Origin of the sequence: Armatimonas sp. (assembly GCF_043757465.1) — a bacterium.
GTDB lineage: Bacteria > Armatimonadota > Armatimonadia > Armatimonadales > Armatimonadaceae > Armatimonas.
Genome location: NZ_JAYVPL010000009.1, coordinates 56,567 through 80,070, shown reverse-complemented (window position 1 = coordinate 80,070; position 23,504 = coordinate 56,567). Strand labels below are relative to the sequence as shown.

Genomic DNA, 23,504 nt, shown 5'->3' with positions numbered 1-23,504 from the left:
TAATAATTAGCGATTTCTCAACAAGGAGGTCTGCCCTTTGGTAAGACAACTTAGCACCCCCTGGCTTCTTTCGCCCCTGGTGATTGGACTGATCGGGCTTGCATTTGCTTTCTTTTTTTACTGGAATGTCCAGCGGCAACCCATTGGTGGTACGGAGACCATGAACCGTATCGCGAAGTATATTCGTGAAGGAGCAATGGCGTTTCTCAAGCGCGAGTACACGGTGCTTGCCGTCTATACACTTGTCGTCTTTCTGGCCCTGGGCTCAACTCTAGGCTGGCTTCCGGGTGGCGCCTTTGTACTGGGTGCTTTTCTGTCTCTGCTCGCAGGTTTTTGCGGGATGCAAGCCGCGACCTTGGCCAATGTCCGAACCGCCGAGGCGGCACGACGTGGCAGTAAACCCAATGCCCTACTCATCGCACTAGATGGCGGAGCCGTGATGGGCTTAGCGGTAGCGGGGCTGGGGCTGATTGGGCTTGCAGGGTTTTATTTTGTCTTGCGGAACACGCCCACTCTCAACTCAACACTGCATGCCTTTGCGGTCGGGGCCAGCAGTATCGCGCTCTTCGCCCGCATTGGGGGAGGAATCTACACCAAGGCCGCCGATGTTGGGGCCGATATCGCCGGGAAGGTGATCGAGGGAATCCCCGAAGACGATCCTCGCAACCCCGGGGTGATCGCCGACAACGTGGGAGATAACGTCGGCGATGTAGCGGGCATGGGTGCCGATATCTATGAATCCATGGTGGCGGCGATTGTCTCCGCGGTAGCCATTGCGCTGACCACGAACGACATGGGGCACCTCAAGAATATCGCGCCGGGGCTCAGCGACGAAGCCGAGCGCACTCTGGGGGCGGCGCTTCCGCTCATTCTATCGGGAGTCGGGCTTGCAATCAGTATTCTGGGAATCTTCCTGGCACGTGCACTTCGCAATCACAAACCCGCCAATGTTCTTCGGAGCTGTCTGATTGTCCCTCCTATCGCCCTCACACTTGTCTCCGCCATTCTTATGCAAGTTCTAGGAGCCACGCAAGCGATCACGCTCTGCCTCGCAGCGGGTGCTATCGGAGGGGCGCTTATCGGCCTGATTACCGAGTACTACACGGCGCACAAGCCCGTGCACAAGGTCGCGGAGGCGTCACTTACCGGCGCGGCGACTAATATTATCCACGGCCTCGCGGTGGGTAAGGAGTCCGTGATCGCCCCGATGGTGATTCTCTGTGGAGTCACGTTTCTCGCTAATGCCCAGCTCGGCCTCTATGGCGTGGCAATGGCCGCCGTCGGGATGCTAGCCGGAACTGCAATCGTCATGACCGTGGATGCCTACGGCCCGATCTCGGATAATGCGGGTGGCATCAGCGAGATGAGTGGCCTGGGAAAAGAAGTCCGCGATATCACCGACGAGCTCGACTCCGTGGGCAACACGACCGCCGCAATCGGCAAAGGCTTCGCGATTGGCTCCGCGACCCTAACAGTGGTTGCGCTCTTCTCGGCCTACTCGATGGAGATCAGTCACGCACGTGGAGCGCCCTTCCATATCGAGCTCACCGATGCCACAGTCCTGATTGGGTTGCTTCTGGGAGCGATTCTGCCCTTCTGGGTAGGTGCATCCACGATGCTTGCAGTTGGTCATGCAGCCCAGAAGATAGTGATCGAGATCGCCCGGCAGTTCAAGGAAATTCCTGGCTTGCTCCAGGGCACTGCGGATCCTGAGCCCGCCCATATCGTGGATATCGCCACCAAAGCGGCGCTGATTGAGATGATCCAGCCTGGCCTCGTGGCGATCCTCGCCCCCACCCTCACAGGTTTTTTCCTGGGGCCTGAAGCACTTGCGGGTCTGCTCGCGGGCGCACTCGCCGTCGGTTCCACCCTCAGCCTCTTCATGGCAAACGCCGGGGGAGTTTGGGATAATGCGAAGAAGCACATCGAAAAAGGCGGGCTTGATGGCCATGATAAAGGCAGCGATGCCCACAAAGCCGCCGTCGTCGGGGATACTGTCGGTGACCCGTTCAAGGATACGTCGGGTCCAGGCGTCTCCATTCTCATCAAGGTCATGAGCGTCGTCAGCTTGCTCATTGCGCCGCTGATCGCGAATCGGTAAGTTCGCGGGCTAGAACAGGCTCGGTTGCTCGCTCTCGAAGGCGAGCAGCCGGGACTTCACCCCCGTGCCGTAGGCAAATCCCCCTAGCCCACCATCGGCGGCGATAACGCGGTGGCAAGGCACGATCAGGGGAATGGGGTTGGCTCCGCTAGCGGCCCCTACCGCGCGGGCGGCGTCTTTATTGCCCACCGCAGCAGCGATCTGGCCGTAGGTGCGTGTCTGACCGTAGGGAATCCGTGCCACTTCGTTCCAGACTTGATTCTGAAACTCTGTGCCACCTGGTGCCCGAGCCAGATCGAACTCCGTGCGCTCACCGTCGCAGTACTCTTGAATCTGTCGTTTAGCCTGCCGGGTCTTCAGAGGATCGTGTTCGCTCCCTTGAGGCGCTTGACCGCTAAAGTCTAGGGATACTACCGCCCCGTCACTATCCACAGCCACCGTCATCGTGCCAAAGCGGGTCTCGAAGGTCTCTGCATAGAACATGGAACCATTGTAGCGCAAGTGTGGTATGTTTTTCTGAAGGATTTGAGTTAACCATGGCATCTATCTACGATTTCACGATGAAGAACATCGACGGCAAAGACGTCCCGCTAAAAAGCTACAAAGGCAAAGTGGTGTTGGTGGTCAATGTCGCCAGCAAGTGCGGCCTGACCCCGCAGTACGAGCAGCTTGAGGCACTCAACAAAAAATACAAGGCCAAAGGGCTTCGGGTTCTGGGATTCCCAGCCAACAACTTTGGTGCGCAGGAGCCTGGTACTGAAGCGGAGATCAAGCAGTTCTGCAGCCTGAACTACAAAGTCAGCTTTGACATGTTCCATAAGATCAGTGTCAAGGGCAGCGACCAGCACCCGCTCTACAAGTACCTTACGGGCTTGCCACAACCTAACGGCGGCGATATCGAGTGGAACTTTGGTAAGTTTCTCATCGGCAAGAACGGCGAGGTCATCGCTCGTTTCCCCGCCGCAATGAAACCCGATGATCCGAAGATAGTCGCGGCCCTCGAAGCCGCGCTTAAATAGACAGTAGCAACAGTGCTAAAAGCGCCTCCTCCGCCGTGGAATCGTCGTCGTGGCGAACCAGGTTGGGGAGGCGTTTTGTTAACTCCGTGTAGTGTCCGAGGCTGTAGGTTTCGAGCAGGGATTTATCCGCGACCAGCTTATGCAGCGCCTCATCACGAGCCATTCCTTTGAGGGAGAGCAGAGGGTAGAGTGTGCCAGGCGGCAAGACTGTATCGGCGGCGGCGTAGAGGGCTTGTAAGTAGGCCAGCCCGCTTCCCTCCAGCCGCCGCGCAACGGACAGCAAAAAGGGAAAGTGGGTGCTTGGCTCCGTGGCGTGGGCAATCACGAGCCGTGAGAGTGCCACGGCCAGCCGTGCAAGTACAGCGGGGTCGGTTTCTGCGGTGAGTTTCTGTGAGACCGTCTCCAAGGCGTTGGGTAGTGCGGAGGCGAGCTTTTCGAGGGCGCGCGCAGCAGCCAGACGCATTCCCTGATCCACACTGGGAACGAGTAATGCCAGCAAGCGTTGCTGCGCCTCGGTCGTATCTTCCGGGCGCAGGTTCTCGCCGATTGCGGCCAGTGCCGTGCAAGCCGCCTCGCAGCGCGTTGGGCGCGACGGGTTGAGCGCAGCAATGAGAGTCGGAGCGGACGACGGGTCGGCGAGGCGGCCAAGAGCCCGTAGGGCGGCCACGCGCACGGTAGCGTTCGGCCCTCGCGCAGCGGCTTCCAGTGCTGAGGTGGCCGACCAGTCTCCTAAAAACCCTAGTGAGTGCGCTGCCTCTTCGCCTACCGCCGCAGCCGGATCCAAGAGCTTAGCCGTGAGGCTTGGCACGGCCCGTGTGTCCCCGATCTCTCCCAGTGCCCGCGCCGCCGTTGCGCGCACCGCGTGGGCGACGTCATCCAGCGCCTCGATTAGCTCCTCCACCGCCAGCGATGACTTGCGCTCCCCTAGCTCACGTACCGTCTCCTCACGTGCCTCCGCATCGGTAGTCTTAGCGAGCTTCTGTGCCCGCCGAAAGCCCCCCATTGTCCCCGTGCCAACGAGCTGTCCCAGCACAAAGCGCGTCGTCTGGCTGTCCTCCACTTTAAGCTGGTGCAGTAAGATGAGCGCCGCGACGCGGACCACATCGGTAATTAGAAACATCACTTTGTAGTTATTCAGCCCAAAGGGGAGGCGAAGATCGGCAAAAACGGTCATGAGCGCTCCTCCCACAATCGGAGAGACGCCGCCAATGATTCCCGTGAACGCCGAGAAGACCGCAACGTAGGTGCCGCGCTTGTCATCGGGGGTCATCGAGAGCAGCAGGTTAAACTGCGTCAGGCCCACCGCCGCCCAGCCTGCCCCGGAGACGATATTCATCGTGACCATGAGCGGGTAGTTGAGCCAGTTTTGACCGGGAAACGTGAAGCACCAGAGAATCGGACTGATCAACACCAACCAGCTCCCAATCATCAGCACAGGCCGACCGCCGTACTTATCTGCCAGGTACCCCCAGAGCGGCATGGTCGCCAGGCTCGCCGCCGAGGCAACGGCTCCAATCAGCTGCACCACAACATACGGCAGCTCCAGCCCAGCTTTATCCACCTGCCAGGCCATGAAAAACTGCCCCGCCAGCGACTGGCCCACTACAACCGTTCCTGCAAACGCCAGAAAGCGCCGGAAGCTAGGATCGGCAAACGGAGCCTTGAGAGACTTCAGGGGATTTGTCTTTTCGACTTCCCGCACCATTGGAGGCTCGGGCTGACGCAGAATAAGAAAAAAACAGACTACCGCAGGGATCGCAGCCAGACCAAAGAGCAACGGAAACCCTATCTCCGGCTTGAGCCTATCAAGTAGCCAGGCAGCGGGCAGCGGAGCCAGCATCGCGACAATACTAGCCAGGCGGTTGCGCCCAGCAAAGTAGCGTCCCCGGGCATCCCCGGGCACTAAATCGCTCATCCAGCTCGTCCACGCTGGAACTGTGATCGTGAGAAGCGCTGAGGAGAGAATTAGCAGAATCAGAAACGCGACCAGTTTGAGTGCATCAGAAATTGGCAAGAGCGCCACAAGTGCTAGCACTGCGAGCAACAAGCGACCTGCTCCCGCCGAGAAGGCCACAAACTGACGGCGCTCACCGCGCCGCTCGATATAGAGCGAGGCGGGAATCTGGAGGAGTCCTACAGCAGCGGGCAACCCCGCGAGCAGCCCGAGAACAAAGTCACTTGCCCCGAGATGCCGTGCAAACCCAATCTGGAACGCACCGCCCGTGAAGACCACAAAAACCGTCGCCCAGAGTGCTTCCTGCGTCGAGATGCGCAGGCCACGGAGCGCCTCCATGCGTGAGATCGGTTCGGGTTCACCTTGCATACTCCGTCAGTATACGCCCTGCGGTATAATTTCCGCATGGATGGAAAGCGGCGACGAACGCACCGAAAGGGTTTTGCAGAGTTCAACCTAGCCGAAGCTCTCAAACTTCTTCAGCTCAATATCCTGACTCCCTGGAAGCCCGAGGCCTCCCCCCTTCCTGCAAGTGAGCTTCTTGAGCAGCACCTTCAGCGCGTTCAAGAAACCTTCGCCACACGCAGCTCCGAGGCCGGGCGGGTGATGATCGCCGATGCTCTCTTGACCGAGGTGGGAGTTCGCCACACTTCCTTGCGTATCTGGAAAGAAGCAAACCTCGCTACCGACACACTCACGGGTTTCGCAGACTATCTAGTCGCACCGCGTCGCGACTACTTAGAGACGCCGCTCTTGTGTGCTGTTGAAGCGAAAAAAGACGACTTTGAGCAAGGCACCGCTCAGTGCCTTGCCGAGCTACATGCATGCCGCTGGAACAACCACAAAGCAGAAAAGCTGTGCGATGTTTACGGAATCGTCACCAACGGAAATACCTGGCAATTTTATCGCTATGCTCTCTCGGGCGAGGTTTTTGAAACGTCCCCCTACTCCATCACAGATTTACCGGGTCTTCTGGGGGTTTTAGAGAGGATCTTTGCCGCCTGCGAAGCTGCTCTCTCCTAAAAAAAAGCCGTCTCAAAAGCTGCGACGGCTCCCAAAAATCACGCTGAATGCTTAGTCGGCGGGGCGCTCACCGGCACTGTCGAAGACTTTTCCATCGGTGAAGAACGCGCCGCGCGCTTCGTTGCCGACAGTCCCCCAGACAGCGACTTCTAGATCACTCTGGACACGAATCTGGCAAGACAGCCGGTGCGTGGCGATCAGCTCCGGGTCTTCCAGAGCGGACTCTTCCTCGTCGGACATCGGCGGCACATCGCCTTCTCGCACTTGAACACGGCAAGTGGTACAGGCGGGGACGCCGCCACAGCGGTGCAGGATGGGGATCCCGGCATCTTCGATACACAGAACGAGCTTCTTGCCTTCCGGCACGTCGAACGTGCCATGGCCTTCAACAGTTAGCTTGGGCATAGGTGAGTATTTTTCTCCTGAGGGAATGCTACTCTATTCACGAAACTAATCCGTGTTTCCTCCCTCACCTGCCCTACTCATAGCGTAGCGCATTGATAGGATCAAGTTTTGAGGCGCGCACAGCGGGGTAGATGCCAAAGAACATCCCGACACTCACGGCGAACCCGAAGCCAAGGCCCGCGGCCCAGAGCGGGACAAACGTGGGGAGCTGGTCTTTCATGGCTAAACCAATCAGTGCGGAGATCCCGTAGCCAAATGCGACTCCGAGCAGCCCTCCAAACCCTGATACCGTCATGCTCTCCGTGACGAACTGTAGGAGAATATCGGCGCGCTTGGCTCCCACCGCCTTGCGAATCCCGATCTCCTTGGTGCGCTCCGTGACCGAGACCAGCATGATATTCATGATCCCGATCCCCCCCACGAGCAGTGAAAGAAACCCGACACCGCCTAGCACAATCTGAAAAACCATCAGCACTTGATCCAGGCGCTTGAGGAGCCCTTCTTGCGTGTCAATGATAAAGTCCTGTGCTTGCTCAGGATGCCGCGCCTTCAGAATAGCGAAGATCTGATCTGCAGCAGCCTCCGCCGTGCCGTCCCCCTTGGAGCGAGCCGAGAGCATGGCAACGATGCGGCTGCCACTGAAGCGCTTCTGCATCGTACTAAAAGGAATCAGAATCTGTTCATCAGGGGAGCCATCGCCAAAGTTATTGTTGCCCTTGTACTCCAGCACTCCTACAATCGTGAGTGGCAGGCGCGCCTGCCCAATGCTCACGGTGATCACCTGTCCTAGCACCTCCTCGTCTCTTTCGAAGAGCGTCTTTTTTACCTTATCCCCGATCACGCAGACTTTAGCCCAGGTCTGCTGATCGTCAACGCCCAGCAGACGCCCCTGCGCGACCTGTAGCTCATTGGCTTGCTGTGCCGCAACGGCATCAAGCGCCCCTTTAAGACTCAGGCTATTGCCTAGGAAGAAGCGCCCCTGCTCCATTTTTATCGGATTCACTGAAAGATAATCACCCGTAGCGCCGACGGCCTTGGCATTGAAGTCTTTCTTACCTCGAACCACTTTAGCGGGACCGTCCAGCCGAGGGACGATGGTTTCGATGAGTGTAGCGCGACGCTCGATCGCCGCCACATCATCCATAGTCAGCCCCTCGAACTTACCCAGATTACGTTTCTCACGCTTAGGGGCATAGAAAGCGAACACCACATTGGTGCCATTTTCATTGAAGTCTTTGACAACTTTCTGGCGCGCTCCCTGGATGATGGAGATCATGATGATCACCGCACCAACCCCAATAATCACACCAAGCATCGTCAGCAGGGAACGAAGCTTATTGGCGACCAGCGCCGTTATTGCCACACGAAGAGATTCTAAAAAGTGCACATCACCAGAGACAAGAAAATCACACCTCTAGTTACGTCAGACTTTAGGACTCTGAGCATCCTTCATCTCGGTATAGAACTCATTCAGGAGGGTTCGGGCACGCACACCGCCCGCGATCTCCCCAGTCTCCAAAAAACCTTGTAGGCTTCCCAGTGCCTGTGAGAGCAAGTTGGCAGCCAGAACCCGTCGGTTGTGTGCCCTCTTGACGATATCGGCAGCCGTTTCGATAGGCGGTGCGGCTGTAAGCAGCTCGGCAAGTAGCTTCGCACGGCCTGCCTGTGTGGTCGCGGCCTTGTAGAAAACCTCCCGGCTGATCTTATTCTCTTCCCAGGCAGCTCGGTTCTGCACCATGCGTCCGGCGAGCCCGTTGGCGGTCTCCACAAAGATCAGAGTCGCCATGAGATGGCGTACGGGCGGGGTACTACTACGGGCTTCCTTGATCGCATCCTCTAGTGCTCCCCGCGCCAGAAGCAAACGTGCCAGACCCTGCCCTGCTTCCATACTGTCCGGGTCTCGCTCCCGAATCAGTCGGTACTGGATCTCAGCGGCTTCATTCTGCCCTCGGTTTAACAGTAGCTCCGTCAATCCCATGCGCGCTTCCGTGCTAGCGGGATTCTCTGCCAGGAGCTGATTGAAAAGCTGGGTTGCTCCTTCAATATCACCATCTTCCACCAGAGATTGTGCCAAAAGGCGGGTGAGCTCCGCACGCTGCTCTGGCGTAGTCGCCTCCGCCAGTTTCAGCGCACGGCGTACCTCGCTGGCTGCCTCCCCCGGTCGTCGTGCCTGGAGATAGGCACGGGACAGTAGGAGGCGGGGAGTGGCAGCGCGCGGCTGATAGTTCACTGCCTGCCTAAGAAGAACAATCGCGGCGGGCACCTTGTCGTGACTCAGAAGATCCATCCCCTCTCTCTGAAGACGCGCGGATTCCGCATCAAAATCGGTAGCGGGTACTTCGACCACAGGAGGCTTTGGGACACTTGGAGGCGGAAGGAGAGAAGGATCCACAGCATTTCGGCTAAACTCGCGTAGCGGTCCCCCTAGAAACCGATAGACCAGGGTACGCGCAGCGCTCTGCATTCCATTGGGAATACTCCCCGCAGGCCGACGACCGCCCTCGTTGGCCGCAGCCATTGCAATCTTATCCTGCCAGCGCCGCCCTGCCTTTGCTCCTGGCTTGATCTCAATCGCCTCTAGCTCTAGTGTCGGTGCCGTGGGCATCCCTGGTGTGGTTAGATTAACCTGTTCCAGCGGCTTTTGTCCCTGTGTCTCGGCAATTTTCTTTTCTTTTTCGCTAAGCTCAGGAACTTTCAGAGGTTTAGCTGTCTGTGGCTGTTCCACGGAGAGCCGCGAGAAGACCGTCAGTATATAGTGTGCCCCAACCTGCGCACCAATCTTAAGCCGAAGTGCTTCATCCGGTTCGGTTCCAGGAGCCAGCTTTATTTTTGCGCTCTCTAGTGCTTTTTTAAAGTAGGTATCGTTGCTGTCATAGAGTAGAGTCACAACAACTTTTTCTTCCTCAAGCTGATTTCGCACCGCCAGGGCAGCCAGGTTGATGCGATCCCCATCCAGAAGACCATCGGGACCGGCTTTCTCCTGAGTTACCGCCGCAAGCCGCCCTAGGGACGTGGGAAAGATTAAGACCAGTGGGCGCGGCTGCGCGGCAGTAACGGGAAGAGCGGCAAGCCCTACACCAGCCAGTAAAAACGAACGTCGTTTCATAAATTTCCTAATACATCCAGAGCGGCACGGCATGCCGCGACCCCACGGCTTGCTTGATCCACGCTCCGCCCTGCGTGTACCTGTGCTTCAAAGGCAGAAATTGCCTGCTGGTACGCAGCACGCGCAGGTGCTTTCTCGCCAAGCCGCTGGTGGCACAGAGCAATGCCTTGCTGCACCTCGCCCACAGCAGTTCCTGTAGAGAGTGCCTCACGGAACGAGGTGAGCGCCTCCCGGTACTTCCCCGAAGCTTGCAAGGTCTGTGCCCGTAGCAAAGGATCACTGCCACGTGCTGCTGCATCGCCGTCCCGCGCGGAGGTTCGATTCGCTCCGCTGCCGCCTGACGGTGCAGTGTGCTCACGGACACGGATATAGCCTGAGTTTTCCGCGGGCGGCTCACTGTTGCTCCGCGGATTAGATGCAGGGATACTGGGATTAGGATTAGAAGGTGGAGGCCCCGCAGGAATGGGATCGGGGTTTCCCTGCACACCGCCCAGAGGAGGCAATCCACCCCCATTGCGCCGGGGAAAGCCACCATTTTCCGGCACGGGCATGGGTGGAATCCCCCCCCCTTGATCCAGATTGGAACCAGGGTTTACGTCGCGAGGGTTCGGCAAGACCGGACTTCCTGAAGGACGACCCAAACGTGGTTCCGACGAATAGGTTCCGCCATCACGGGGGGAGGGTGTCGCATTCCGCAGAGGCTTAAACGGATCTCGGTAGACCTGTGAGGGAACTTGGGGAGGCGAGAGTGGGCCAGCGCCGCCCGGTTGGGCAGCCGGATAGCGTTGGGAATTGGAAAAAAATCCGGGAGTATTTGCCGGCTTCCCCACTTCGGTCACAACAAGCGGGCCAGGGCCTTTTTTCCCAAGTGACTTCACCAACACAGCCCCCCCGACGACAAGAACCAGCGCTCCCACCCCCACCGCCGCAGCCAGAGGCACCCACCGCCGCTCGGTGACCTCAGCCTTCTCTGCCAGCGGAGGGCGACTGGGTAGCAGATGCACCCCACGCCGTAGACGGTCCAGTTTATCAATATCCACAGCGGAGTGGGGATTGAGAGCCACGACCTTCTCCATCATGGCAATGGCTTTCTCGTTTTGTCCAAGGCGCTCGTAAAGCGTCGAGCTCAGGGTCAGCGCAGACGTGGACGCGGGAAGAAGCTCGGCAGCCTCCTCGGCCAGAGGAAGCGCCTCAGCGGGCTTGCCTTGCTGGGAGAGCGCGAACGCCTTTGTGAGGAGCTGTGCGGCACGCTCACGTGCCCGCTCTAGCTCCGCTTGCTGCGCCTCTTCTTGGGCCAGGGTGTTCTCTTCCAACGGTATTTTCTGCCCACACTCGCGACAGAACTTATTGCCAATCGGATTACGTGCTCTACATCCCGGACAGTTCATCGTTTTAATCTCCGCCTAGCGATCAAATTACCCGTCAAAAAGCCCGGGCCCCTTGCCATAGGGAATCTTCAGGTGCTCATAAGCGCCACGCATTGCGACACGGCCTCGCGGGGTTCGGTTCAAAAATCCCAACATCATCAGGTAGGGCTCCACCACATCCTCTATGGTATCGCGTTCTTCCCGTAGTGTCGCGGCCAGAGTATCAAGCCCGGCAGGCCCTCCGTCAAATTTATCAATTAGTGTCCGCAAGAGCCGACGGTCAAACTCATCAAGGCCCAGCTCATCGACTTCGTACATCCGCAGCGCGGCATCCGCCATCGCCGCCGTAATCGTCCCGTCACCTTTCACCAGCGCATAGTCCCGCGCACGTCGCAACAGCCTGTTGGCGATACGCGGCGTCCCCCGCGAGCGCCCCGCAATTTGCTCCGCGCCACTCTCATCAATGGCCGCCCCGAGAATCCCAGCGGACCGTGTGACAATCAAGCTCAGGTCGTCTACTCCGTAGAACTCAAAGGCCTCATGAATCCCAAAGCGATCCCGCAGTGGGTTAGTCAAGAGCCCAGGTCGTGTGGTCGCTCCAATCAGCGTGAAGCGTGGCAGTTGAATCTTCACCGTGCGCGCCGAGGGCCCCTGGCCGATGATCATGTCCATTTCGTAGTCCTCCATCGCGGGATAGAGAAACTCCTCGGCCAGCCGGTTCAGACGATGGATCTCGTCAATAAATAAAACCGAGCCCTCTTCAAGATTTGAGAGGATCGCAACCAGGTCTCCAGGCTTTTCGATCGCTGGCCCACTGGTTGCCTTCAAATTCGCACCAATTTCATTGGAGATCACATTGGCAAGGCTGGTCTTCCCCAAGCCGGGCGGTCCGCTGAGAAGCACATGGTCGAGGGCTTGCCCCAGCATCTTCGCCGCCGTGAGTGAGAGACCGAGGCGCTCTTTGATCTTAGGCTGACCAATGTACTCTGACAACCGCTTGGGCCGAAGCGTCAGCTCGCCCTCATCTTCGTGCTGGCTCCGTCCGCCCACAAGACGCTCCGGCGGCTCAGTCCCGTTCCCGCTGCCACTACTACCAAATCCACTTGATTGAATTGCCATCGTATTACCTCGTCAGGCGATTGAGCCCCGCCCGAAGCACAGTGGCGAACGGCGGGTTGTTGTCCGTCTGGAGCGCTTCCGTAAGCGCAAGCTCTGCGGCGCGTAGTGCGTCGTTTTTGTTGTAGCCTAAGTTAGTGAGCGCCGAACTCACATCCTCAAGAAGCTGCTCATTGGCGCTACGCACTTTCACGGTTGCGCTCGCTGCTAAATGCTCCACTTTCCGGCTGAAGCCAAAGGCCATCAGCTTATCTTTGAGCTCCAGCACGAGCCGCTGCGCTAGTTTTGGCCCGATCCCCGGCGTCTTGGCAATCGCTTTGGCGTCCTCGGAGCTCACCACCCGCGCGATCCCATCGCCCCCAAGCGCCGAGAGCAAGGCCAGCGCCACTTTCGGCCCCACCCCGGTGACGGTGAGAAGCAACTCAAAGACTTTTTGGTCACTCTCCTCGAAAAAACCGTAGAGGCTAAGATCATCCTCACGCACGATCATGTGCGTGACAAGTGTCACGGGGGAACCGTCGGCGGGCAGTTGCTCGATCACCGAGAGCGGCACCGAGACCCTGTAGCCCACCCCATTCACGTCCAACACCACCACGGGCGTCGCCACCCGCACCACTTTACCTGTAAGCTGCGCTATCATAACTCTGAATTATACTCGCAACAGAACCAGCAAGGCGGAAAAACAGCAATGAAAAGATGGTTTCGCATAGTACTCATTACCGGGCTGGTTATCGGTATCCCTTTGTTTATGGGCTATCTGGAGGAACACGACTGGCCCGCCCATCCCGATCCACTCCCTGAAGTCGTTCAGGAAGCGGTGCGTGAAAATCCCTCCCTAGCCGGAGAGGCATTTGTGTACAACTTCGGACAATGGCTTAGAAATGAGCAGCTCTGGCGTATCGCAAGCAAGCCTGAGTTGATCACCCTGCTTGCCCAAAAGCTTGGACTAAAAGAAATACATCCAACGGCCAATGTCCCCTCGCAGTTCTGGCAACAGCCTCCCTTTTGGTGGCGGCCCGATCCAAAACATGGGTGGCAATTCTTCGTAAGCACAAAATTTAATGCTCAGTATCGTGCCAATGAGGGTAGTTACTGGCTTCTAGGCTATGATGAAACAACAGGAATCCTCTACGGCTGGCTCTACAATAATAGCTTTTAATCTGGTTGCTCAACGAACTCTATCTTTGTGACTTGTTCGATAGCACATAATGATTCACTTCTACAACGCTCCTTCCAGAGCAATTCTGATGCGTTTGATGCTGGATCGTCGCCAAAATGCGCTGAGTAGACAACAGTAAAGTGGCCCTCCGTCCCGGTCTTAGAGCGGCACTGGAACGACGTACCACATCGGGCGTGAGTCCAAGATCCTCCAAGGCGGGGAAGACGGCTCCTCGTGACCCTAGAAATCTGCCTGAGACCATCGCCATCATGACCATCGCCATCATCAGTTGGTAAAGCCCTTACTGGTTCCAATCGGTAGTCGTTGGACAAGTTGGCTTAATGAAGAGAGCCGTTCGATATACTGGTGTGGGCATGGAGTGTTTGAGCATTTCCCGGTGGTTAGATACCTGGTTGTACCCTTTCTATCCATGCCCAGCTCGCTAGGCGAGAACCCCCTCAGTTACCGGAAACTAGAGCTAAAGACCTAGCACATCAAAAAAATCCGACAGGATCTTTTATTTTCAGACGCTCCGTCTCTCTGCGTTTGAAGGGCGCGGCAGGTGCGCCTCGGAAGCTTCCGCGCCAAGGCACGCCTAAAGTAGCAAAAATGGCCTCGCAGGCGGTAGACTTGTAGGTTGTGAATACGTCTGAAAACGAGCTGATTGATCTTGCGCCCAAGATCCACCGCCGCATCCCCGAGTGGCTGACCATCAAAGTACCCCGTAGCCGGGATATTGGCAAAGTGGAAGACCTGATGCGCTCCCAGCGGCTCGTGACGGTTTGTGAGGAGGCGCGCTGCCCTAATCTCGGGGAGTGCTGGAGCAAAGGAACCGCCACGTTTATGATCATGGGCGACACCTGCACTCGCTCGTGCCGCTTCTGTGCCATCAAGACAGGACGCGGTGCCCCCCTCGACCCCGAGGAGCCACAGCGACTTGCGGAGGCAACCCGCGAGCTGAACCTCAAGCACGTCGTAGTCACCTCGGTGAATCGCGATGAGCTGCTCGACGGCGGCGCGGCGCACTTTGCTGCTGTGATCAACGCTCTGCGCACCGCCATGCCCGGCACCAGTATCGAAGTGCTCACCCCAGACTTTCGGGGCCGCAAGTTCGCCATCGAGACGGTCTGCGAAGCCCACCCGGATGTCTTTAACCACAACACGGAGACCGTCCCACGCCTCTACCGTACCGTCCGCCCGCAAGCCAAGTACGCACGCTCAATAGACTTTCTACGCACTGTCAAAGAGCTCGCCCCCACGATCTACACCAAATCCGGAATCATGCTGGGCCTGGGCGAGACCGAGGAGGAAGTTCTGGAAGTGCTCTCGGACTGGAAAGACGCCGGTGTGGACGCCGTGACTCTAGGGCAGTATCTCAAGCCTGGCAAGGGCTATCTGGACGTGGTGGAGTACATTCACCCCACGCGTTTTGAGCACTACAAAGCGCTCGCCGAAAACATGGGCTTTCTCTCTGTTGCGTCGGGGCCGTTTGTGCGCTCATCGTACAACGCGATTGACTTCCGGCACAAGTACCTCGACGGTGCCATTCCCCCGCCACGCCCCGCCACGCCCGGGCCGCGCCGCCTGAGCCTTCCTCTGGCGGTGGTGTGATAGGTCCCGCGTGAGATACCTTGGTGCTGCCACCAATGGGGTTCTTGCCCTGATGGTAGCACTCGCGCCGCCCCTTTTCTTCGTCTTGTGGGCTTGGCCGCAGACGCTGGCGAGGTTCGACAAACAGCTTGCTCAGAGCAAGCCTCTGCTGGAACAGGAAGCGAGCATCGCGCTGGAGCGCCCCGTGCATTTTGCCAAGCTCACGCCGAACTTGAGCCTCGTCACGCTGCGTGCTGCTCTCACCCAGGAGTCGCTCCCCATTGTTGTGGAGGGGCTGGAGCTTGGTGCGCGGACCGATGAGATGCGTTGGACGGGGCAGAATTGGCTCATCCGCGTGCCCCGGCTCAGTATGAGCGTCTCCCCCGTAGCACTCCAGCAAGGTAAATTCAGCGAAAACGGAGTGGAGGAAATCGTCGTGGAGCGTCCCGATCTGCTTGTCTACCGCACACCAGAGGGCAAGCTCAGTGTCGAGGACTTCCTTCCCAAGCCAAAAACCTTACCCGATCCCACGCAGCCCCCCTTCCAGACCCGTGTTCGGGTGCGCAATGCCCACGTGCGCCTCCGCGACTTTGCCAGCTTGCGGGCCCCAGGAAGGGCAGAGGAAAATAGTGTGGAGCGCCTAGATGCCACCCTTGATCTCAGTGGCACCCGCACACTGCGCTTCCTCGCACGTGCCTTTCCCAGTGCGGCAACCGTAACACGCCTCGCGGGACCGATTCTGCTCGAAGGCACAGCACGGCGTAACGCACCGGGGCCACGTCCCGACAGCCCGAGTCCAGAGCAGCCCTTGCTTCGTCTTAGCGCCACCGTGCGCGATGCGGATCTTCCCTACTGGGTAGGCTACACCACGAAACCGCGCCCCGAAGCGACCGTCATCCGTGGGCGTATGGATGCACAGGTCACCCTGCTGCTCCCCTCAAAAAAAAGCGCCCCCCCTCTCTTCCAGATTGAGGCTCAGTTCAGAAAGCTTGATCTCTTGGTCAAAACCCCCGCAAAGCTTCCTCTGACCGAGCTGGCAGGAAGCGCGACCTACGGGAGCGGCACGCTCACAGCTGCCATCGCCGGAAACGCACTGGGGGGGAGTTTTCTTGCCACCGGTCGGGTAACCGCACTCGACTCGGAGAAGCCCTACGTGGCCGCAACTCTGACGATGCCGCAGGTGCCGCTCCGGAAAGGGCTGGCGCTCCTGCCCGCGCTCAAGCTTCCAAAAGAGCTACGCCTTGGCCCAACCCTACGCCTCGAAGGCGCGACTCTCCTGGGGCCTCTAAAAAACCCACAGGTAACAGCGCACCTCTCGGGCATTGAAGGGCAGTGGCAAGGACTCCCCGCTCTCACCGCCCAAGCTCGGGTTACCTACGCCGACGGTCTGGTTCAGGCCACTACCCTCACCGCAACACTTTCAGGAGGGGGGACGCTCACTGGCCAGGGGAGCTACAGTCTAAAGCAAAATACTGGTACCTTTGAGGCCTATCTAAGGGATGCCCAGCTCAGTCGTGTTACCCTCCTCAGTAATCTCAAAAGCCCACCGAGGGGCCAGCTTAATGTGGATTTCCGAGGCAAGATTCAAAAAGCGATACTCACAGCAAGCGGACTCGCTCAGATAAAGAACCTGCGGGCTATCGGCCTAGAGTTCCCTACGGCCAGCGCTCAGCTCGCTCTGCGGGGGAAGCGTTTCCAAGTCCTTGATGGCACACTTGCGGGAACGAGTGGAGTGCTGCGTCTCTCTGGAAGTGGAGAAATCGGGGGGCAGGTTGCTCTGGAAGGCCATCTGGTCGCAGCAGATCTGGGGCAGCTCGCGGATGCATTTGGCCTGCCGGGAGTCGGGGGGACGCTCTCGGGCTCAGCGCAGCTCACGGGCACGGAAACCGCGCCCGTCTTGCTCCTGCGCGATGTCACCGTTCTTCAGCCGCGCTACCGCTTCGAGAACCGCCTTTTTGTCGCTGATTCCGCCCATGCCGAGCGCGCCCGCCTGCGCCTCCTCTCCATGGGTGAGATTCGTGTGGAGCTGGATCCGATGCAACCGCTTCGGATATCACGCTCCCCAGCAATCGCGGAGCTCGCGGGGACGATCACTGGAGCAAAAGACAAAGCGAGTGCCCAGCTCGATCTGAGCGCCAAGGTGCAGAATCTAGAGCTGAGCACCGTGCTTTCTCAGCTTAGTTACGAGCCGGGGCGCTTCGCGCCAGAGTGGCTCCAGATAACACCGGGGTATCGGACACTCCTAGAGGATCTCGACTGGACAGGGATCGCAAAACCGCCGGTTAGTGGGTTTATCCGCAGTGCCAATGCCACAATCAGTGGCGATACCACCGACCTCCAAATCGAAGGCGATGTCACTCTGGGGCGCTTCCTGATAGCGGACTTTCCTCTGGAAGGAGGCACGCTCACCTTCACACGCAACACCGAGGCGATCCGGGTTCAAAAGCTAGCCCTCAACACCGCAACAGGCACCATTACCGGCGAGGCGCAGCTTACCACTGAGGGCAAGCTCTCAGGAGCACTCCAGGCGGACGCGCTTAATCTAGAAACACTGACATCGCTCGAAGGGCTGGCAGATAAGCAACTGGGAATCACGGGCACTCTATCGGCCTCGCTGACACTCGCGGGCACACGAGAACGTCCGGTATTTACAGCCAAGCTCACTGACGCCAAGTCCATAAAAATCATAGGGCTCCCCATCACGAAGCTGGAGTTCGACGAGATTCGCTTCGCACCAGAAATTGACGAAGATAAGCCGCTACTGGGGATAATACTCCTGCCCCGTGTCGCGCTCCAGCTAGGCGACACGGGCACAAACCTCACCGCAACCGATCTTCGCTATGACCTGCAAACCAAGCAGCTCTCTAGTGACTTGACGCTGACACAGGCTCACTTTCAAAAGATTGTCAAATTACTCCAGGGCGCGCACCTGGACGGCACACCAGAAGGACGAGACTTTATCCAGTCCCTCTACACGATCCCGCCCCTGATTGATGCGACAGTCGCACTCACCGGAAATGTCGCGGCTCGTCTTACTGAGGACGGCCCACGGGATCGGCGCGCACGGTTCACGCTGACCAGCCCCGATCTGAGCATTCAAACCGAGGGGATATCCAAGACCGTTCAAGGTAAGCTCTCCGTCAGCGCCACGCTGACAGATGAGCGGCTAGATCTAGATGCGGCAACGCTCACCTTTGCCGATGCCCAAACCGATGAACCAACTCTCCTGCGCCTGCTCCGACATCCAGGGCGTGACGTTGAGACCGGCGAGTCAGTGACAACCAAGAGCTGGCTGCGGTTTCCGTACGATCCGAGAGAGCCCCTGGAATACCATCTGACCCTAGACGCCAACGCCATCCCCCTTGGCCTGGTGAGTACCCTGGCACCCGATGCGCTCCCTATACCCGTCCAAGGCAAAGCCGCGGTGACCATTGCCGCCGATGGCACCTTCGAAACTCCCAAAATAACGGCATCGTTCTTCGCGGACAACCTGCTCCTGGGTGATACGGTCGGGTATGCCGGACAGTTTAATGCCCCCCCTCTGCTCGTGGATCAGCTCCGTTTTCAAGTCGAGCTCCTCGGAAAAAACAAGCAGGACTGGAACATCACCCTCTCCGATGGCCGCCTGACCCATGCCAAAGAGATCCTCACTTTTGAGGGCCAGCTTCCCTACGACAATGAGAACCACAGGATCGCGGCCAGCCGCCCGATCAGCCTTCATGCCGCCCTAGATGAGGCGGCGGGTCTGACGGTCGCGACACTCAGCCAGTACTTTCGTACCGGGAAATCCCAGCTCGCCGGAACCATCCGTGGCAACTTGACACTGAAGGGGAGCCTGAATGCCCCGGAACTCGATGGGAAGCTCAGCCTGACAGAGGCTTCGGCACGCTTCCCCAATCCGAGCCAGCGCCTCGGCAGGGATGTCATCAACCCGATCCAGCGCCTGGAGCTTGCCTTGGAGCTGACCGGCAAGGAAATCCGGTTCCCGAAAGCGGAGCTCTCTCTGGCACAGCTCCCCACACAAGCCAAGGCCGAGCGTGGAAAGCCCCTCCCCGTGATCCCTGTAGCACAGCTCCCTTCTGCGGGGACGCTGGTTCTGGAACCCGGCTCGGTGATCCGTATCGAGAACCTGGAAGACTTCACCCGCCTTTTTGTCCGCAAAGACCAGGCAGAGGAGGCGCCCAAACTTCGGGGGGAGTTTGATCTCAAGGCCCGCTTCACGAGGTTTCAGCTTGATACGGACAACGCCAGTGCCCTCTTGATGAATGAGGCACTCACACGCACGATTGGCGGTGGGCTGGCGGAGGCACTCAAGGGGGAGATAGACGGGCAGATTTCCATTCAGGGTCCCTTGCTCACTCCCACTATTGCAACCGCTACCAACCAGAACCTCAGGCTTTCGGACCTAAGCTTTCGGTATCCCAACAATGCGCTCCCTGAGTCGGCACAGAACAACGCCCTTCTCTTCAACCCCCGCTTTGCCATTGCGCTGGAGACCGCAAGCGATGCCCGCCTGACGTTTACGAGTCTCCTGGAGTTCAAAGCTACGGGTGGGGTGACTATTTCAGGCGATCTGGCGGCACCAAAAATCGAAGGAGTTCTGACCCCGACAGGCGGCTATCTCAAGTACCCTCTGGCGACCTTCACGGTGCAGCGTGGGGGTGAGCTACGCCTTACCTATGCCAAGCGCTACGAGGCGGGACAAGACCGTCTCCAGTTCGATCTGCGCGCCCAGGATGTGACAGCAACCGCAAAAGTCATGGTAAGTAGCTCCACCGTGAAATCATCGCGTGCCAACCCCACCGCCTTCGATCCCAACCGGCTGAGCAACCAGATCCCCGAGGAGCTTGCGGGGCGGCGAATCTCCGTGACAACCAGCTTCAACGGCCTCCTACAACAGGGCGACACAACGGCACAGGCGGGCAAGCCGCAGCCTAATTTTATCCGACTAAGCTCCGATCCCCCTTTGAGTGAGCCCGCAATCCTCTCCCTCTTATTTCCGGTTCAGGTGCTCTCCCAACTCACCCAAGATGGCCTCCGCGAGGGAGCCAACTTAGTCAGCGGAGGGATATTTGGAGCGATCATTACTCCCATCACCGGTCAGTTTGGGAGGTTTTTCGGTCTGGAGGATATCTCACTGGATTATGGCCTGGATGGACTTGCCAATCTCTATTTTATTCGTCGCCTACCGGAGCCCTTGGACAAAGTCACGATCGAGGTTCGGCGTACTTTCCAGACACGCAGCGGCTCGGGCAAGCTCCTACCCGAGCTCTATAGCCTCAACTACGAAATTGGACAGCTCTGGCGCGGCAGCAGGCTCCAGTTAGGCACTTCCACCAACGAGCAGCGTGATAGCCAGCTCTTTCTTCGGGGGACATTTCGCTATTGATTCCACAAAAGCGTGAAACGTTTGCCGGGGACAGATGTCTACCGAGATGGCATTGTGGAGAGTAAAGAAGGACATCCCGTAGGAGGAGAAGACCTGGATCTGAGCTTTGATCAGATCAAGGAGAAGTATCAGCTCCGTATCTACAACCTCATCTTACGGATGATCGGCAACGAAAACCCCGACGATGCTGAGGATCTAACGGTCGAGACCTTTGTCAATGCCTGGCGGGCCTGGGAGAAGTTCCGCCGTGATGCCCAGGTCTACACGTGGCTCTACCAGATCGCCTGCAACCTGTGCAAGAACTGGTACAAGCAAAAGGGCCGTCAGCGGGAGCGGGAGGGCTACTCGCTCGATAACACGCTAGACAGCGAGTCCGGTGAGCTATCCCGCGAAGTCGCTGACTGGCGTAATGCTCCCGAGAAACTTCTGCTAGAGACTGAGTTTGGACAGAAAATTAGAGAAGCGGTCGAAGCCCTGCCTTCGGAGTACCGCGAGGTGCTGATCCTGGATCTCTGGGAGGATCTGCCCTACGAGGAGATTGCAGCCATTTTGGGTCTCTCGGTGCCTGCGGTAAAAACGCGGTTGCATCGGGCCCGCAATAAAATACGCCAGCGGCTGGAGCCCTACTACCGGGGCTGGCTGCGGCGTGAGGAGTTATAGCGACTATGTGGTTTAAGTTAGGGATAAGTGCAGCAGCACTCAGTGTGGCCAGCATGGCCTGTGCGCAAGAGAGCCGCCCTATCGCGGAGATACAGTTTCCGGGGCGACAGAACACCAATGAGACGACGGCAACACTGGCAGTCGGCAAGGTTTTCAAGATCGGTTCCCCGTTTACTTTTAAGGGTCTCGAAGACGCCAAAAAGGCGCTTTTAGACACGGGTTTTTATGCGGCTGTCACTGCGCGTTTTGAGGAGCTTCCGGACCGACGTATCCGGCTGATCTTTAGCCTGTCCGAAAACCCGATCCTGGATGTGATCACCTTTACGGGCAACAAAGTCATCAAGAACGAGGACCTGCTGAAGCTCTTGACGACCAAGCCAGGCGGTGTCCTAAACCAAAAAACACTCTCCGCTGATGTCCTCAAGATTCCACGCCACTACCAGAGCCTGGGCTACCGCGCCCTTGTGGTGATAGATGAAGTCTCTCTGGATCCAAAGACCCGCACACTCACGATCCCTATTCTGGAGACTGTCGTTGAGGAGATCAAGGTTGATGGAATCACAAAGACAGCTAAAAATGTCGTTCTGCGTGAGCTTCGAACTAAAATCGGCAGTCCCTACAACGATAACTTGCTTCAAGAAGACCTCTCTCGCCTGATGCGGCTTAATATCTTTGTGGATGCCGTCACCAACGCCGAGCCGGGGAGCGATCTGGACAAGACCAAGGTCACCCTGACAGTTCAGGAGCAGCGCACGGGCCAGGTAGGGGTCTCGGTGGGTTACTCCGCGCGCCAGCGACTTATCGGCACGGTCAGCCTCAACGAGCAAAACTTCCGTGGAAAGGGCCAGGGGCTCGATCTTCAGTGGTCTGTGGCGGGGGGAATCTCGCGCAACTCCTACGAGATGGGCTTCACGGAGCCCTGGGTGGACAAGAACAATACCAGCGCCAGTATCACCCTCTACGACCGCTTCGCCTTCCGTTTCAACCGCATTCTCTCATCGAACTTCACCAATGATCTCTCCAATAACCAGTACTTCGAGGAGCGCAAAGGCGGTGGCTTCAACCTCTCGCGTCCTCTAACCGCAGATCGGTTCACGCGTGGCTTTGCCGGAGTACGCGTTGAGGGAATCCAGGCCAACAACCTCCAGCAGAACTATGATGCCCTCAGCGACGACGATATCAAGAACCTGCGGGGCTCGCTGGTGCAGAATGGACGTATCTCGGCGGTGACTTTTGGCATGATCTCTAACCCGACAGATAATGCCCAAGACCCCGCGCGGGGCTACTATCTCTCTCCAACCATCGAGCTGGGAAACAGCCGCTTCAACTACGAGAAGCCCAACCTCAACCCCAAGTTTGGTCAGACAGGCGAGCCACGCCTGCTCATTGAGAACCGAAGCCAGCGGGGTGCTTTTGCCAAGTACACACTGGACTACCGCCGCTACACTTCTTTAACTGGCCAGCGTACCAAAGATAACCTACGTGAAGGCAAGCGTGTCCTCGCTTCGCGCTTGCTTGTGGGAGCGGCAACGGGCAATATCGCCTTCTCCGAGCAGTTCTTCATGGGAGGGCCGGATAACCTGCGCGGCTTTTTCGATGACCGCTTCTGGGGAAATAACATGTTTCTGCTGTCCAATGAGCTTCGGATTCCCCTTGATAAGCAAAACCAGCTCGGGGGTGTTGTCTTTGCGGATGTGGGCCATGCCTGGGGGGCCTCCTCGGTGAACCAGGAGAATATCGCAGGCTTCACGCAGCAAAGCGGTTTCAAGCCGCGTGCCAGCTTTGGTCTAGGCATCCGTGTTCGAACTCCCGTTGGGCCCGTTCGTCTCGACTACGGCTTTGGCGATGGGGCGGGGCGGAGTCACTTTTCGATTGGGCAGGCGTTTTAATTTTAGAAGAAGGAGAAACTTTTCACCATGATCTTGCTCCAATACCGCATGCGAGCCCTACGAGCTATTCAGTCTTTTCGTCTCTTCGCCCCTGTGGCCTTAACTCTGCTAGGGGGGGTCGGCATTCCCGCGCTCACTCCAGCTCCCGCACATGCCCAACAACAGTTTGGGATTGTTGACTTTCAAGAGTGCGCCAAACAATCTAAGCTCAAGAAAGATCTCGATGGACAGTTTGAGACTTTCAAGCGCAGTATGCTGGGTGTTTTCAATCGCCTGAAAGAGGGCAATGCTATCTTCTTGACCAAGCAGGAGATGACCGAGCTCGCCGCAATCTACGAAAAAAGCGACAAGACCACCCCTGCGGAGAAGACCCGTGCGGCGGATCTACAAAAGAAAGCGGACCAGAGTGCTGGAACCCTAAACCGCCTAGGCGGTCAGCAGCTACTCAAAGACGATGAGAAAAAAGAGCTGGAGCGCCTCAATGCCCTTCAGAACGAGGGGATCCCTATCCTCAATGAGATCGGTGCGGACTACGAGCGCCGTATCACAGAAAAAGGGACGAATTTTGAGACTCAGCTAGAAAAAATCGTAAAGGATGCAGTGAAGAAAGTGGCCCAGGAAAAGAGTTTGGCCCTAATCTTCAACGCGAATGTCGTGATCTATGCGGCAACAGATATTACTGAGGATGTGGTCAAACTTCTCCAGAAGTAGTCGCTCAAACGTGCT

General features: G+C 57.9%; 17 protein-coding genes. 9 read left to right on the top strand and 8 right to left on the bottom strand.

Going from position 1 to position 23,504, the window contains the following annotated elements:
• The first annotated feature begins 37 nt into the window (after positions 1 to 37).
• On the top strand, positions 38 to 2,101 hold the full coding sequence (locus ACH2ED_RS01520) for a sodium-translocating pyrophosphatase (protein WP_395088427.1): 2,064 nt from the start codon (positions 38 to 40) through the stop codon (positions 2,099 to 2,101).
• Between the two features lie 9 nt (positions 2,102 to 2,110).
• Here ACH2ED_RS01520 and ACH2ED_RS01515 read toward each other — a convergent pair whose 3' ends face one another.
• A complete protein-coding gene (locus ACH2ED_RS01515) occupies positions 2,111 to 2,584 on the bottom strand; it encodes a methylated-DNA--[protein]-cysteine S-methyltransferase (RefSeq protein ID WP_395088426.1) in 474 nt (157 codons plus the stop codon).
• A gap of 53 nt (positions 2,585 to 2,637) precedes the next feature.
• Here ACH2ED_RS01515 and ACH2ED_RS01510 point away from each other — a divergent pair, with 53 nt between their 5' ends.
• Entirely contained in the window at positions 2,638 to 3,120 is a 483-nt protein-coding gene (locus ACH2ED_RS01510) for a glutathione peroxidase (protein WP_395088425.1), read from the top strand.
• Here the strand turns inward: ACH2ED_RS01510 and ACH2ED_RS01505 are convergent.
• Positions 3,113 to 5,443 (bottom strand): MFS transporter, encoded by a 2,331-nt coding sequence (locus ACH2ED_RS01505; protein WP_395088424.1) that lies wholly within the window; start codon positions 5,441 to 5,443, stop codon positions 3,113 to 3,115. The two genes, ACH2ED_RS01510 and ACH2ED_RS01505, sit on opposite strands and share 8 nt — an antisense overlap.
• Positions 5,444 to 5,479: 36 nt before the next feature.
• Between ACH2ED_RS01505 and ACH2ED_RS01500 the strand changes: the two genes are divergently transcribed.
• On the top strand, positions 5,480 to 6,097 hold the full coding sequence (locus ACH2ED_RS01500; RefSeq protein WP_395088423.1) for a hypothetical protein: 618 nt from the start codon (positions 5,480 to 5,482) through the stop codon (positions 6,095 to 6,097).
• A gap of 51 nt (positions 6,098 to 6,148) precedes the next feature.
• On the opposite strand, the gene ACH2ED_RS01495 is transcribed toward ACH2ED_RS01500, so the two are convergent.
• The 6 genes from ACH2ED_RS01495 to ruvA all read right to left on the bottom strand — a co-directional run bounded on the left by ACH2ED_RS01495 (position 6,149) and on the right by ruvA (position 12,731).
• Positions 6,149 to 6,502, bottom strand: coding sequence for a 2Fe-2S iron-sulfur cluster-binding protein (locus ACH2ED_RS01495; protein WP_395088422.1), 354 nt, complete (start codon positions 6,500 to 6,502; stop codon positions 6,149 to 6,151).
• A 73-nt stretch (positions 6,503 to 6,575) separates the two neighbouring features.
• Positions 6,576 to 7,865 (bottom strand): ABC transporter permease, encoded by a 1,290-nt coding sequence (locus ACH2ED_RS01490; RefSeq protein WP_395088421.1) that lies wholly within the window; start codon positions 7,863 to 7,865, stop codon positions 6,576 to 6,578.
• A 60-nt stretch (positions 7,866 to 7,925) separates the two neighbouring features.
• Positions 7,926 to 9,608 carry a tetratricopeptide repeat protein gene (locus ACH2ED_RS01485; protein ID WP_395088420.1) on the bottom strand — a complete coding sequence of 561 codons (1,683 nt, stop codon included), beginning with the start codon at positions 9,606 to 9,608 and terminating at the stop codon, positions 7,926 to 7,928.
• The gene (locus tag ACH2ED_RS01480; protein WP_395088419.1) at positions 9,605 to 10,921 is read right to left on the bottom strand and encodes a tetratricopeptide repeat protein; all 1,317 of its coding nucleotides are present in this window, start codon (positions 10,919 to 10,921) and stop codon (positions 9,605 to 9,607) included. Before ACH2ED_RS01480 ends, ACH2ED_RS01485 begins: the two co-directional genes overlap by 4 nt.
• Positions 10,922 to 11,023: 102 nt before the next feature.
• Positions 11,024 to 12,094: a Holliday junction branch migration DNA helicase RuvB gene (gene ruvB / locus ACH2ED_RS01475; RefSeq protein ID WP_395088418.1), complete on the bottom strand. Its 1,071-nt coding sequence runs from the start codon at positions 12,092 to 12,094 to the stop codon at positions 11,024 to 11,026.
• A 4-nt stretch (positions 12,095 to 12,098) separates the two neighbouring features.
• Positions 12,099 to 12,731: a Holliday junction branch migration protein RuvA gene (gene ruvA / locus ACH2ED_RS01470; protein WP_395088417.1), complete on the bottom strand. Its 633-nt coding sequence runs from the start codon at positions 12,729 to 12,731 to the stop codon at positions 12,099 to 12,101.
• 48 nt (positions 12,732 to 12,779) lie between these two features.
• Here ruvA and ACH2ED_RS01465 point away from each other — a divergent pair, with 48 nt between their 5' ends.
• From ACH2ED_RS01465 to ACH2ED_RS01440, 6 genes are all read left to right on the top strand, one after another.
• Positions 12,780 to 13,250 (top strand): hypothetical protein, encoded by a 471-nt coding sequence (locus ACH2ED_RS01465; protein WP_395088416.1) that lies wholly within the window; start codon positions 12,780 to 12,782, stop codon positions 13,248 to 13,250.
• Positions 13,251 to 13,889: 639 nt separating this feature from the next.
• Positions 13,890 to 14,861, top strand: a complete 972-nt coding sequence (lipA, locus tag ACH2ED_RS01460) for a lipoyl synthase (protein ID WP_395088415.1) — start codon at positions 13,890 to 13,892, stop codon at positions 14,859 to 14,861.
• Between the two features lie 10 nt (positions 14,862 to 14,871).
• The gene (locus tag ACH2ED_RS01455) at positions 14,872 to 20,229 is read left to right on the top strand and encodes a translocation/assembly module TamB domain-containing protein (RefSeq protein ID WP_395088414.1); all 5,358 of its coding nucleotides are present in this window, start codon (positions 14,872 to 14,874) and stop codon (positions 20,227 to 20,229) included.
• A 12-nt stretch (positions 20,230 to 20,241) separates the two neighbouring features.
• Positions 20,242 to 20,889, top strand: coding sequence for a sigma-70 family RNA polymerase sigma factor (locus ACH2ED_RS01450; protein WP_395088413.1), 648 nt, complete (start codon positions 20,242 to 20,244; stop codon positions 20,887 to 20,889).
• Positions 20,890 to 20,894: 5 nt separating this feature from the next.
• Positions 20,895 to 22,778 (top strand): outer membrane protein assembly factor, encoded by a 1,884-nt coding sequence (locus ACH2ED_RS01445; RefSeq protein WP_395088412.1) that lies wholly within the window; start codon positions 20,895 to 20,897, stop codon positions 22,776 to 22,778.
• 48 nt (positions 22,779 to 22,826) lie between these two features.
• Positions 22,827 to 23,489, top strand: coding sequence for an OmpH family outer membrane protein (locus tag ACH2ED_RS01440; RefSeq protein ID WP_395088411.1), 663 nt, complete (start codon positions 22,827 to 22,829; stop codon positions 23,487 to 23,489).
• Positions 23,490 to 23,504: the final 15 nt, after the last annotated feature.